General features: G+C 36.3%; 11 protein-coding genes. 9 read left to right on the top strand and 2 right to left on the bottom strand.

Annotated features, from left to right (window positions below; all coding sequences use genetic code 11):
* The first annotated feature begins 11 nt into the window (after positions 1-11).
* The 7 genes from ACHRVX_RS23440 to ACHRVX_RS23410 all read left to right on the top strand — a co-directional run bounded on the left by ACHRVX_RS23440 (position 12) and on the right by ACHRVX_RS23410 (position 7,532).
* Positions 12-914, top strand: coding sequence for a CorA family divalent cation transporter (locus ACHRVX_RS23440; RefSeq protein ID WP_395336929.1), 903 nt, complete (start codon positions 12-14; stop codon positions 912-914).
* A gap of 389 nt (positions 915-1,303) precedes the next feature.
* Positions 1,304-3,022 carry an FAD/NAD(P)-binding protein gene (locus tag ACHRVX_RS23435; protein WP_395336927.1) on the top strand — a complete coding sequence of 573 codons (1,719 nt, stop codon included), beginning with the start codon at positions 1,304-1,306 and terminating at the stop codon, positions 3,020-3,022.
* Positions 3,023-3,258: 236 nt separating this feature from the next.
* Entirely contained in the window at positions 3,259-4,089 is an 831-nt protein-coding gene (locus ACHRVX_RS23430) for an STAS domain-containing protein (RefSeq protein ID WP_395336925.1), read from the top strand.
* A 20-nt stretch (positions 4,090-4,109) separates the two neighbouring features.
* Entirely contained in the window at positions 4,110-4,508 is a 399-nt protein-coding gene (locus tag ACHRVX_RS23425) for an STAS domain-containing protein (protein WP_395336922.1), read from the top strand.
* On the top strand, positions 4,489-4,902 hold the full coding sequence (locus tag ACHRVX_RS23420; protein WP_395336920.1) for an anti-sigma regulatory factor: 414 nt from the start codon (positions 4,489-4,491) through the stop codon (positions 4,900-4,902). Before ACHRVX_RS23425 ends, ACHRVX_RS23420 begins: the two co-directional genes overlap by 20 nt.
* Entirely contained in the window at positions 4,895-5,908 is a 1,014-nt protein-coding gene (locus tag ACHRVX_RS23415) for a SpoIIE family protein phosphatase (protein WP_395336918.1), read from the top strand. The genes ACHRVX_RS23420 and ACHRVX_RS23415 overlap by 8 nt, the downstream gene beginning before the upstream one ends.
* Before the next feature lie 4 nt (positions 5,909-5,912).
* Positions 5,913-7,532 (top strand): ATP-binding protein, encoded by a 1,620-nt coding sequence (locus tag ACHRVX_RS23410; protein WP_395336916.1) that lies wholly within the window; start codon positions 5,913-5,915, stop codon positions 7,530-7,532.
* A gap of 290 nt (positions 7,533-7,822) precedes the next feature.
* On the opposite strand, the gene ACHRVX_RS23405 is transcribed toward ACHRVX_RS23410, so the two are convergent.
* Both ACHRVX_RS23405 and ACHRVX_RS23400 read right to left on the bottom strand, forming a co-directional pair.
* Positions 7,823-8,632, bottom strand: coding sequence for a mechanosensitive ion channel family protein (locus ACHRVX_RS23405; protein ID WP_395336914.1), 810 nt, complete (start codon positions 8,630-8,632; stop codon positions 7,823-7,825).
* Between the two features lie 66 nt (positions 8,633-8,698).
* Positions 8,699-9,790: a DUF748 domain-containing protein gene (locus ACHRVX_RS23400; protein ID WP_395336911.1), complete on the bottom strand. Its 1,092-nt coding sequence runs from the start codon at positions 9,788-9,790 to the stop codon at positions 8,699-8,701.
* A 155-nt stretch (positions 9,791-9,945) separates the two neighbouring features.
* Here ACHRVX_RS23400 and ACHRVX_RS23395 point away from each other — a divergent pair, with 155 nt between their 5' ends.
* On the top strand, positions 9,946-10,326 hold the full coding sequence (locus tag ACHRVX_RS23395; protein ID WP_395336909.1) for a response regulator: 381 nt from the start codon (positions 9,946-9,948) through the stop codon (positions 10,324-10,326).
* A 9-nt stretch (positions 10,327-10,335) separates the two neighbouring features.
* Positions 10,336-14,445 (top strand): PAS domain-containing protein, encoded by a 4,110-nt coding sequence (locus tag ACHRVX_RS23390; RefSeq protein WP_395336906.1) that lies wholly within the window; start codon positions 10,336-10,338, stop codon positions 14,443-14,445.
* Positions 14,446-14,478: the final 33 nt, after the last annotated feature.

Below are 14,478 nucleotides of genomic sequence, written 5' to 3'. Positions count from 1 at the left end.
AAACAATCAAAATGCCTATAACTAATTGTACTATAAAAGATTCTGAAATTACCTGGATTGATGTTGTTAACCCAACAAGCGAGGAACTTTCGGCTATTAGTGAAAAGTACAATCTTAATTCCTACGCCTTATTAGATTGTCTTGATCCAGATCATCTTCCTAAATTTGAGGAACATAATAATACACATTTTATCATTATAAGGGTTGTTAATGAGAACAAGGAAAAGCTGCAAACCGTTCAGAGTCTGAGTTGTAAAATTGCAATTTTTTATAACGAATCCTTTATCATCACATTACACCGTACGTCACAGCCTTTAATTGCTGCTGTAAAAGAAAATTATGTCGATACTGGAAAATTAAAAACAAGTACCGGAATCGCGATTCATATTGTGCGTGATGCCTTACATTCGTTCGAGCAGCCGGCTATTAATCTTTCGAACGAAATTGACGGTTATGAATCGAAATTATTCCTCAAGAAAAATATTCCTACAGATATGATCGAGGCGATTTATTATCTGAAAAACAGGGCAGGATTATACAAAAAGTTGTTGTTGTTAAGTAACGAAGTGGTGAATTCAATTCGGGCAGAAGGAGAAGAAGCTCCTGCACTTCGAGATGTTCACGATTTGCATACTAAATTATTGATGCTCAACGATCAGGTTCAGGAAGATGCAAAAGAATTACTGAATATTTATCTTTCATTATCTGCCAGAAAAACAAATGATGTCATGAAAGTACTGACGGTATTTTCGGTTTTCTTTATGCCATTGACGTTTATAGCGGGAATCTACGGAATGAATTTCAAATTTATGCCGGAACTTAATTATTACTATGCATATCCTGTTACGATGATTGTAATGGTGGTGGTTTCGATTGTTATTTTTCTTTGGTTTAAAAGAAAAAAATGGCTTTAGAGTTAGTTTAACCGCCGAGTTCACAAAGGAGTTACGCGAAGTTCGCAAAGTTATTAGAACGCGTAAAATTGTCGTGGGAATTTCTAAAAGATTACAAGGAGTTTTGTTATTCCGATGCAGGAGGAATCTCGTAAGACACTCCGCAAAGAGGAGCAATCACAAAGATTTTTGTCATTCCGAGGAACGAGGAATCTCATCAGGAAACTCCGCACAAATAATAAAGATCACAAAGTTATGTCACCTGAAGAGAGATACAAGCAATAGCGAACAGAAGAAGTAAATCACACAAGAAACCCCGCAAAGATAATCGCCAATCTTTGTCGAATATGAGATGTTATTTCTCTCTTTCGATCGAAATGACAAAAAAACAAAACACCAAAATAAACAAAATGAAAACGGAAGAAATTAAAAAGCAAATTGCCATTTTAGGAGGAGGACCAAGCGGACTGTTTATGTATAAAAGACTGGTTGAATCCGGAAATACAAATTTTGAAATCGATATTTATGAAAGAAAAAATACTCTTGGTGCAGGAATGCCCTATAGTCTTGAAGGAGCAAATGATGAACATGTAACGAACGTATCAGATAATGAAACTCCGGAAATTGTGACTTCAATATCTGACTGGATTTTGACTCTTCCTTCAGAAATTCTGGAACGATTTGCTATTGATCCGGAACGATTTACAGAATACAAGGTTTTGCCACGATTATTGTTTGGATATTACCTCGCAGATCAGTTTAAATTATTACAGCAAAAAGGCGATGAAGCGGGAATTACAACCAGAGTGCAATACAACAGCAATGTTTTGGACATTAGTTATAACGAACACGAAAAAGAAGTCTGGGTAGAAACAATTACCGATAAAAAGAAGTTTGATTACGTGGTAATTTGTACCGGACATAACTGGCCCGTGCGCTATGAAGGAAAAGTAAAAGGGTATTTTGATGCGCCATATCCGCCGTCAAAATTGCTGTTAAAACTAAATCACGCCGTTGCGATAAAAGGATCTTCTTTAACGGCAATTGATGCAATCCGTACGCTTGCCAGAGAAAATGGTATGTTTACAAAGGATGAAAATGGGAACTTAAGTTTTCAAAATCATGCCGAAAGTCCCGATTTTAAAATGATAATGCATTCCAGAAGCGGAATGCTTCCTGCGGTTCGGTTTCATCTTGAAGATTCTCATCTGGGCAATAGCTCACTTTTAACAGAGGAAGAAATTGAGCTGCACAGAAGGTCAAATGACGGTTTTTTATCATTGGATTTTGTATTTGAAAAAGATTTTAAAGATATTTTCCGGGACAAAGATCCTGAATTTTATAACCGAATTAAAGAGCTGAGTATTGAGGAATTTGTAGTAGAAATGATGGAACTGCGCGAACGTCTTGAACCGTTTCAGCTTTTAAAAGCAGAATATGTTCAGGCTGAAAAATCCATAAAAAGACAAGAATCGGTGTATTGGAAAGAAATGCTGGCAGTTTTGAGTTTTGCCATGAATCATCCTGCAAAATACCTTTCGGCGGAAGATATGCAACGCCTTCAAAAAGTATTGATGCCATTGATTTCGATTGTTATTGCATTTGTACCACAAAAATCTTGTGTCGAATTATTGGCGCTTCATCATGCGGGAGTTTTGGATATTATTCCTGTTGGGGCAGAAAGTTCCGTAGAACCTCAGACTGATGGAGGAATAGTATATCATTTTTCGGACGAAGAAAATAATCCGAAGTCGGTTTACTATGAAACTTTCGTTGATTGTGTAGGTCAGCCGCATTTGTCTTACAATGATTTTCCTTTTAAGAGTTTATTATCGCAAAAAGCAGTTAGTCCGGCCAAAATAAAATTCAAATCAAACGAAATAGGGCATATTGCTTTTTCAGAAAACAATACGTCTATAGAAAAAGACAGTACGGGAAGTTACTTTTTGAACGTTTCAGGAATTGCCATAAATGATAATTTTCAAATTATTAATCACTACGGCGCTTACAACGAAAATCTGTATATTATGGCTGTTCCGTATATTGGCGGTTACAATCCGGATTATTCGGGATTGGATTTTTGTGAGGCAGCATCACTTCGTATCCTTAATAGTATGAATATTGATTAAAAATGTTTCATTTTTCTGTTAATGTCACATTTGTATTTTTTTGTCAATATTATTTCATAATATGTATTTTAAACAGTAAATAAAAGGATTAATAGTGTCTAATTCATAATTAAAAAAAATGCGATTAGATTTTTAAATGCAGTAAACGAACTTTTTTAAGATTTTCGTATTCTTTTAATTATAAGGTATTATTTATTATTATATTTGTTTACAAAATCACAAAAATACCATAGCAAATGCAAAAGAATGTTTTAGGGAGCTTGAAAAATCACGAAAGCGAATTATTAAATATATGGACCAGACTTTTATTAGAAAAAGGTTCAACTGATGGTTCAACAGAAGAAGAAGAATCAAAGGAATTCACTTCACTTTTATTAGACGCTTTGACAAAAGACAATGCGGAAGATTTAACCTCTAAGGGATTCGACAAAGTTTATGACTTAATGATGGGTATTTCGAGTTCAAGAGCAAAACGCGGTTTTTCACCTCGTGAAAATGCTCAATACCTTATTTCGTTTAAAGAAGCAGCTTCTCAGATTTTATCTGAAATCGAAAAAGATGCAGCACGTTTATATGATGCAAATTTACAATTAGGAGCATTGGTTGATAATATGACCATCATGACTTTTGAAGCATTTATGAGAGGACGTGAAGATGTTATTTCAAGACAAATTGACGAAATCAGCGAGATCTCAACTCCGGTTATCAGAGTATGGGATGGGGTTGTTGCTTTACCAATTATAGGAACACTTGACAGTTCAAGAACTCAGGTTGTAATGGAAAATCTTTTGCAGCAAATTGTAGAAACAGGAAGTTCAATTGCTATTCTTGATATTTCAGGAGTACCGGCTGTTGATTCACTTGTGGCACAACATCTTATCAAAACAGTTAGCGCAACACGCTTAATGGGAGCAGAATGTATTATTAGTGGTATTCGTCCGGAAATTGCACAAACAGTGGTGCATTTAGGAATTGATCTTACCGGAATTATTACCAAAACATCCCTTGCCAGCGCTCTTCAGACAGCTTTTGAAATGCTTCAGCTTACTGTTGTGAAAAGAAAATAATCAAATACGATTAATCAAATATGGAAAGAATTCCTATACTTAAGATGGGAGATTTTCTACTGGTTACGATACAAGTGGACTTGTACGATCAACTGGCAGAAAATCTCGAATCTGATTTAATAAATACTATCAATAAATACAGTTCAAAAGGTGTATTAATTGATATATCTGCAGTATCTATAATTGACTCTTTTATGGGCCGTATTTTAGGCAACATCGCAGTGATGTCAAAAATTATGGATGCGCAAACAGTAGTAGTGGGTATGCAGCCCGCAGTCGCTATTACACTTGTTGAACTTGGGTTATCATTAAACGGTGTCATTAGTGCACTTAATGTTGAAAAAGGCATGGATCTTCTTCGCGCGAAAATGTATAATGGCGGTAACGAGGAGTTTGCAGATGATCAAGACAACGAATAAAGAAGAAGTACCAATTGTAAAGGAACAGGATGTGGTACCCTTGCGTAACCGCGTGCGCGATTACGGCATTAAAGCGGGAATGAGTATTCTAAATCAAACCAAATTAATAACCGCAACAAGTGAACTTGTACGTAACCTTTTGAAATATGGAGGAGGCGGCAAAGTAATTGTTGAAGAGGTTAATAACGGGAGGGATTACGGAGTACGCGTTACCTTTATTGACAAGGGACCAGGGATCGTAGATATTGATCTTGCTATGAAAGACGGATACAGTACAGGAAAAAGTTTAGGACTGGGATTACCAGGCACTAAACGACTTGTGAATGAATTTAATATTCAGACAGAATTAGGTAACGGGACTACTGTTACCATAATAAAATGGAAAAATGGATAATACTTTTTCCAGTTGTCAAATTGACGACAGAAGCCTCATTGCTTTTATAAAAAGGGAAATACATAATCTTGCACTTCAAATAGGTTTTACTCCCCATCGCGCTGCCGAAATAGATATTATTGTGGCAGAACTGACTTCAAACCTGATTAAATTTCCCGGAAAAGGTGAACTTTTATACCGAAACCATCAAATTGACGGTAAAAACGAGATTGAGATATATTGTCTTGATAGTGGAGCAGGAATTGATAATGTTTTTAAAATCATGAACGATGGCTATTCAACTTCAAATACGTTGGGTCAGGGTTTGGGAGCCATAAAAAGATTAAGCAACGATTTTCAGATTTACTCCATGAAAGGCTGGGGTACGGTTCAGTATATAAAAATTTGTGATCACGCAGATTATCAGATTCCACCTCCGGGTCCGGGTTTGAATTTTTCGGCTTTGAGCGTAAATTATCCCGGTGAAAGAGTTTGTGGAGATGGTTATTTTATAAAATTCTCACCAAAAGGATTTCAGATCTTAGTAGGCGATGGTTTAGGTCATGGATCAAATGCTAATGAAGCCGTTCAGCTCGCCATAAAAGCTTTTCAGCAATCAAAAGCAACAGAAACCACAATTATATTGAGGGAAATTCACGATGCTGTTAAAAAAAGCAGAGGATTAGTTGCCACAATAGCAGCTGTAGATTATGCATCTGAAACATGGAATATTTGCGGAATTGGTAATATCAATACCCGAATTTATAGTGGTCTGGACAATAAGACCTATACACCGTACAACGGTATTTTAGGACACAATATTCCCAGAACACTGAATAGCACAACAGTTCCTTATCAAAAGCACCAAATAATTATTATGCATAGCGATGGTTTGAGAACACGATGGAATCTTAATGATTTAGTTTCGATTATAAAACAGAAACCCAGCTTAATTGCTTCCTCATTATTAAAGGATAATATCAGGGGTACAGATGACGCAACTGTTTTAGTAGGGAAAATAAATTAAGCAAATGAAAGAAGTAGTTAAGATTAATTTAGATAATGAAATGGACCTGATTCTGGCCCATAAACGATCTATGAAAATAGCGGAGATGTGCGGAATGCCAACTTCTGCCCAGACAAGATTTTCTACTGCCGTATCTGAAGTTGCAAGATGTTCTATTGCTAACGGAAAAGATTCGGTACTTACATTGGGTATTAATGTTATCAAAGCCACACAAAAAGAGATTGTTGCCATACTTACGGATACTGTAGATTTGAAAAGATGCAACCCTGAAGCTTTTAAATATGCGGCAAAAATTTCAGGCAATATTGAATATAGTTTTGCTGATAATTATTCTATTACCAAATTAAGCCATCCGGTTAGTTCGCCCGGACTTTTATCTGATGCGAAAATAAGAACACTTGCCGATTATTTTAAATACGAACCACCTGTTTCTCCCTATGATGAGATCAGGAAAAAAAATATTGAGCTTGTCGCCCTTTCTGAAAAACTGGGAGAAAGTGAAAACCGTTACAGACAATTAGCGAATACAATTCCGGTTTTGATTTGTATTGTAAACGATCGAAACAATATATTACTGGTCAACGATTCACTAAAACAAATTCTGAAAGCTCCATTTCTTAATTTTGATAAAAGAGAAGTAAGTTCTTTTATTCATCCTGATGATGTAGATCATATCATGGATAACTGGAGCAAAGTCAAAAAAAACCGATCGCAGTTTTCCGGTGAAACGAGAATTAAAAACGGTTCATCATACATCTGGTATTTGATATCGATTATTCCTAATCCTGCAGAGGATGGGACTCTGAATAACTGGCTTATTTATTTTGTAAATATAAACGATCAAAAAACGGTCGAGGAAACGCTTAAAAATAACTCTGAATTAAAACTGATCCAGAGCGAATTAGAAAATGCGAATTCAAAACTGGTTTTTAAAAATAAAGAGCTGCAGCAATTTGCTTATATCGCTTCTCACGATTTGCAGGAACCTTTGCGTAAAATAATGATTATGTTGTCCAGAGCAGGTGAACATTTATCAGAAGAGCAAAGAACTCAATATTATTTTGATAAAATGACGAGCGCGGCAGGACGAATGTCCAGTTTAATTGCCGATGTTTTAAATTATTCGCGCGTTGACAATAAAGAATTAAAGTTTGCAAAAGTAGATCTTAATGAAGTTGCTACAGAAAGCCTCAGCGATTTAAGTCTTGTTATTGAAGAAAAAAATGCAATCATCAATATTGGTGAATTACCTGTGGTTTCAGGTTTGAATGTTCAGTTGCGTCAGCTTTTCTTTAACTTAATCAACAACGGACTTAAATTTAATAGTGCTGAACCTACCGTAACTATTGCTTCGGGCGCATTATCAGGAGATTCTGCAGATGCTTTTAGTCCGGACGGTAATTATCATGTTATTACAATTGCTGATAATGGTATTGGGATGGATAGCGAGTATTCAGGCCGAATTTTTGATATGTTCCAGCGTTTACACCAACGCGATCAATATGGAGGTAACGGAATTGGTTTGGCGCTTTGCAAAAGAATTATTGAAAACCATAACGGAATCATCAATTTTACCAGTCAGCCCGGAAAGGGAACTACGTTTTTTATATATCTTCCTAAATAATTTCTGCTTTATTTGTATGGCAATTCAAAAGCCTGACTTGCGTTCTTATGCTGAAAAAATAATGACTTAAAAATGTCTTTTTAAGATTTGAAAACCTGGAATTTGTGCCATTAGGCACTAAATATTGGTAGCTAATGGGAATCGGAATAAATATAGCGTGCCGTAGGTACGCAATGTTATCATTTTGTTGCGTACCTACGGCACGCCAACGTATTTCTAATCTATCTCAACTACCAATATTTAGTGCCTGACGGCACATTTCGACTCTTGGTTCGCAGTAAATTGTACTTTTATTTTAAAGTAAATCCGTTTTCGCTTAAAGCTTCTGCAACCTTAATTACCACTTCAGATCGGTGTTTTCCATCTGTAACAGTTCGGTCTGTTTTTACCCAATATCTTATAATAATCTGTACGGTACTTCCTGTAATTCCGGCCACAACAGCAGAGTTTGAATATCCTTTGTCGATTACGTCATCGTCTGTTTTCATAACTTCAGTAATAATGTCAATTGCTTTTCTGTAATCTGATCCATATTCCAGACCAATTGTAAAATCCTGAAGTAAGTAACCTTCACTATTGAAATTTACAAGCGTATTTTTAATCAAAAGCGCATTTGGAATATAAATGTTTTTACTGTCACTTTTAATCTGTGTATCACGTAAATTAAGCGCAACAACTTTTCCTTTTACACCGTTGCTTTCAATAATATCTCCCACGGAAAATGGTCGTTTAAATGCCAGCAAAATTCCCGCTAAAAAATTCTCACCAATGTCCTTAAGTGCAAACCCAATTACAAAAGCCGAAATTCCTGCACCCGCCAAAACACTTTGGGCAACTCCGGTTAAACCTATAACGCGAAACATAAATAATAAACCTATTACAATTAGAATGGCTTTTATTAAATTAGCAATAAATGTTGCCAGTAAAGGATCGTGCATTTTAGTTTTCAGTCTGCGGTCAGCAAATACTTTGACACGGGCGGCAATAAACCAGGAAATTAAAACGACAAGTATAGCGAGTAAAATTTTTGGAGTTATGTCAACAAGACCATAATAATATCCTTCGACATGTTTGAAAATGTCACGCAAAAAATCTTCCATAATAATAGTATTTGAATTAAAAACGGGATCGTTTTTTTTTAGTTATGCGAATGATGTATCGCAGTTTTATTTTTTTTCGGTTTTACCTGATTTGGCATCGTCAAAGTCAATTGAACCTTCGACATCTTTATCAAAAGCTTTGATGAATCCGTTTTTAAGCACATTTACAATAGCAGTCCATGTAAATTTTTCTCCACCGTTAACATCACCTTTCAACGGGACTTTTGTTGCCAGACGATCTTTGGGCTGGTTGGTCACGACTTCGGCTGCTGTACCAACAACAAGTTCCCAGACGCGTTTTAAAAACGGACGCTTTTTCTCTTTTGGAGTATCCGGCGTTAAATCGATAATCCTGATGTTTTCTAAAACCGGTTTTACATAACCATTGTATTTTCCGTCTGCCATTGCCATTTCGGTAGAAACATATAATTGTCCGCGTTTAAAAGTAAAATCGGCGTAAGCATCTGTAAAATCCTTAAGATACGTCAGATCCATACGTTCCAGTTCCAGGTTAAAATCAAAATCAGGAATATCCTTTAATGCATTTAGTTTAGCGTTACTTTTAATTTTTCCGTTTCCACTGGTAGTAGCCGTAAGCACAATTGTAGAGGGTAGTTTGTTGTTTTTATCCTCGATATTTCTCAAATTGCGTGCCGTTGCAGTAACTTGTCTGGCGGCAATGTCAATATTTGGTTTTGATGTAAGATCAATATAATGTACCTGACCATTAATTATTTCGATAGAATTAATATTTACAGGAGAAAGTTTTTTTACGGCCGTAATAAAATCATTATCACCTCCCGCTTCTACTTTTTTTCCTTTTTTGATAAAGTTTAAAACAGGATTTTCTACCGAAAACTCTCCTACAAAAGCACCTTTAAAAAGTGATTTCCATTCAATGGAAATATCAATTCCAGTCGCGAGAAAAAAAGGCTGGGTTTTTCCGTTATCAATTTTGTCAATTACCAGTGTATCAATTCGGTATGCACCACGATATAAATGAATATCGACATCTTTAATACTTCCTTTGTAACCCTTTAAATCTGCCAATGCCTTATTGGCATAATGCAATGCAACGGGTTCTAATGCAAAATTTATCGCCACCAGCAATACTAAAATTCCGGTAATAATAAGCCCTGTTTTTTTGTATGGATTCATGTATTTATTCTAAAAATTTCCTTATAATCGTAAATTTAAGAACCTAAAACACTTACTATTTTACAGGATAGTCCCAATTTTTTACATAATCTTTATCAATACTCTTTCAGATGCTTTAATTTGATAAAAATATTATTTTTTTCTATATTTGATATATGAAATATACTAACATCCTGTTCATAGATGATGATGAGGAAGATTTACAAATTTTCCAGGCGGCGCTTGAGCAAATTTCTACGACCATAAAATACAATTACTATACAGATGCGCGCAAAGCACTGGAACAATTGCGATTGGGAAGTGTAACTACACAGGCGATTTTTTTAGATTTAAATATGCCATCAATGAACGGTCATGAATTTCTGGCTCAGCTAAAACAGGAGGAAAAACTAAAAGATATTCCCGTTATTATATTCACAACTTCATCAGACAGTTCGATCAGGGAAATGACACTTTCGATGGGAGCAATAGATTTCCTGACAAAACCCAATGATTTTAAAGATTTGATTGCTTTGCTAACACCCTTTATATTTTAACAAAACCAGATGCCATTGACTGATCCAAATTTAAATTTCCTTCGTGGCGGAGGAGAAATGGGGGAATATACCAGAACTTACAATTGGTCAGCCACATCGATTGGTTCTCCTGATCAATGGCCGCAAAGCCTTCGTACTACGGTAAGTACCATATTAAATTCTAAGTTCCCCATGTTTTTATGGTGGGGCGAAAATCTTATACAGTTTTATAACGACGCCTACAGGCCCAGCTTGGGTAATGACGGAAAACATCCCGAAGCTTTAGGTGCCAATGGCGTTGATACGTGGCCTGAAATCTGGCCTGTTATTTACCCGCTTATCAAACAGGTTTTAGACGGTGGAGAATCTACCTGGATGGAAAACCAGCTTATTCCTATTTACAGAAACGGAAGTCTTGAAAACGTTTACTGGACTTTTAGTTACAGTCCGGTTTTTGATGATTCCGGAGCAATAGGCGGCGTTCTCGTGACTTGTACCGAAACTACAGATGCCGTCGTGCGTTTGCAACAGCTCAATGAAACCAATAAGGAACTGCAATTATTACTCGACTATAATATTGCGATGCATAAGATTCAATTTGAAAAGGATCTTAAATTCAAAAACGTAACAAATATGTCTCCGGCGGGACTTTGGCTTGCTGATAAGGATGGTATGATGACGTATGTCAATAAAACATTATCAGACTGGACAGGATTGCATTACAAAGAAGTCCTTGGAGATGCCTGGCCCGCAGCAATTTTAGACGAAGATCGTAATACGGTTATTGAAGCATATAATAAGGCTGTGGCCGAAAAATCACATTATGATGTACAATTCCATTTAAAAAAATGGGACGGTTCAATCATTAAATGCCATGCTGCCGGAGATCCATTTTATATGGCAGATGGAGAATTAGGTGGTTATGCAGGGTATTGCATGGACATACAAGCACTTGTGGAAGGCGAAAAGCAAATTGTGGAAAGCGAACAGCGATTTTTTAATTTGACTCGTCAGGCGACCGTTGGAATTGTAGTGTTGACAGGAGAAGATTTAAAGGTAAATATTGTTAATGATGCCTATGCAAGTTTAATTGGCCGGACAGTTGAAGATTTATTAGACAAAAATCTATTTGAAATTATACCGGAAACCGAAAGTGTTTACCGCCCTATAATTGAGAAGGTTAAAGCAACAGGAGAATCTTTTTATTTGTATAGTTCTTACTATTGCGTTATTGTAAATAATACAAAAAAAGAAGGATATCTCAATGTAGTTTACCAGCCTTATAAAGAAATTGATGGTAAAATTACGGGAGTTATTGCTTTGTGCCACGATGTAACGGAACAAGTAAAAGCACAAAGACAGATTGAAGAAAGTGAAAGATTACTAAGAAAGGTAATTGAAAAAACACCCGTGGCGACCGCACTTTTTTTACGTGAAAATCTGGTTATAGCATTTGCAAATGATGTAATGTCCGGTTATTGGAAAAAAGGAAATGGCATTATAGGAAAACCGTACCGAGAAGCCGTTCCGGAACTTGAGAATCAGGGCTATTTTGAAATCCTTGAAAATGTATTTGAAGCCGGTGTTGAATATCATGCAAAGGGATCACAAGCTGATATTGAGAAAGATGGAAAAATAACCACACAATATTTTAATTATTCCTATACGCCGCTTTTTAATGAAAGCGGAGAAGTATATGCAGTCTTAAATATGGGTTACGATGTGACCGACAGCACGATTGCACAACAGTTAATGGAAGAAAGCAGTCGGAAACTGCTTAATTCTTTCGAAAATTCTCCTGTTGGAATCGCCATAATCAAAGGAGAAGACCTTGTGTTTGATATGGCAAATACCTTTTATGGCATAATCGCAGGACGAACCGTTGAGGAACTTACAGGTAAAGCATTATTAGAAGTGTTGCCTGAACTTACCGGTCAGGGATTTGACACTCAGCTTAAAAAGGTGATGACAACCGGTGAAACTTTTACCGCAAGAGAAGCACCTGTAGAACTAATACGCAACGGCAAAACCGAAGTAATTTATATCGATCACAGTTATAAGGCACAAAGAGATCCTGACGGAGCAATAAATAGTGTATTAGTTGTGGTGATCGAAGTAACGCAACAGGTTTTAGCCAGAAGGAGAATTGAAGAAAGCGAAAAACGTTTTCAGTCGCTAATTGAAGAAGCGCCCGTAGGAACCTGTTTATACGTAGGTCCCAATATGAGAATTGAAATCGCCAATAAAATTATCATGAATTACTGGGGACGCGGACCGGAAGTAATTGGTAAAAATATGATCGATGCGTTTCCGGAAGTTGCCGATCAGCCGTTTCCGGCAATTCTTAAAAGAGTGTATGAAACAGGAGAGATTTATGAGCAAAAAGGGGCAAAGGCTAATTTGATGAACAATGGAGTACTTACCACTTTTTACTTTGATTTTACGTATAAACCTTTGTTTGATGCTGATGGAAAAGTGTATGCGATCCTTGATGTTGCCACAGATGTTACAAATCAGGTAAAAGCGAACCGACAGTTAGAGAAAAATCAGGAATTTACCCGCAAGATTTTCTATAATTCGCCCGTAGCTAAATTAGTCTATGTAGGCAAAGGAATGATTGTGCGTGAAGCAAATGAAAAAATGCTTGAAATATTGGGTTGTGATGATGATTTTATATTAGGAAAACCTATTATGGAAACCATTCCTGAACTTAAAAACACGCTGTTATTAGAGAAATACTCTCAAGTACTTGCTACAGGAGATACCTGTGATGAATCTGGTGAACGCATTGACCTTATAAAAAACGGAAAATTACATATTGGGTATTATGATTATACCTTTAAACCCTTATTTGATGACCACAATATTCCGTACGGAGCTATTTGTATTGTAGTTGAAGTGACAGATAAAGTCTATGCAAGACATAAACAGGAGCAAGCCGAAGCCAGTTTAAGAGATGCCATAGAACTTGCACAATTAGGAACCTGGAGTATTGATGTTGCCACTAATGGTTTGACTTATTCGGACCGTTTAATAGAATGGTTTGGCTATGATCCTGATAATCATAATTTTATAGAAGTTATTCCTATTCTGGAAGAAAAAGACCGTCAGCGTGTTGCTGATGCTGTGGTTTGGGCTTTGAAACCGGAATCTGGAGGTGTTTATGATGAAACATATACCGTAATACATCCTAAAACGGGGCAAAAAAGGATTTTGCATGCACAGGGAAAAACGATTTTTGATCTTGCAGGAAATCCAATCCAAATGAATGGATCAGCGCAGGATGTTACACTTCAGTACGAAGTGCAAATGGCTCTAGAACAGTTGGTACAAACGCGAACAGAAGAACTGGATGCCGTTGTGGAGGACCTACAGCAATCTAATGTTCAGCTTTTGCATTCTAATGCAGAGCTGGCACAGTTTGCTTATATTGCCTCACATGATTTACAGGAACCACTCCGTAAAATAAGTACTTTTTCGCAATTGCTCGAATCAAGCCTCGATGAAAAAGCATCAGTAAATGCTCAAAAATATATTGAGAAAATCATGCTTTCGGCAATCCGAATGAGAACATTAATTAATGATGTACTCAATTATTCCAAGCTTGCCAAATCTGAAGAGGAATTTACCTTCGTGAATCTAAACGAAGTCATTGACAATTTAATATTGGATTATGATCTCTTGATGGAAGAAAAACACGCAAAAATTGTGGTAGAAACCTTGCCTTTTATTGAAGCGATTCCGTTACAAATGACACAGCTTTTTAGAAATCTTATCAGTAATGCATTAAAATTTACTAAAGATGATATTGAACCATTAATTACTATTAGTGTTTTGCCGGTTCAGGACAACGATATTAAGATGCTTTCTTTAAGCCGTTCACCTCTTGAATATTGCAAAATACAGATTAAGGATAACGGGATTGGTTTTGAACCTGAATATTTTGAACGCATTTTTAATATTTTCCAAAGGCTTCATCCTAAAACGTCCTATGAAGGTACCGGAATTGGACTTGCAATGTGCAAAAAAATAGTACAGAATCATGGCGGAGATATTTTTGCCGAAGCCATTGCTGGCGAAGGAGCCATATTTTCGATTGTATTGCCATTAACAGGTAAAGTAAAAGTAAAAAACCATTAGCTTTCACTAATGGTTTTTTTATATCAAGATGTT

This window comes from Flavobacterium sp. FlaQc-47 (genome assembly GCF_044006475.1).
GTDB lineage: Bacteria > Bacteroidota > Bacteroidia > Flavobacteriales > Flavobacteriaceae > Flavobacterium.
Note: the sequence above shows the minus strand (reverse complement) of the source record. Positions and strands in the feature narration are given on the sequence as shown.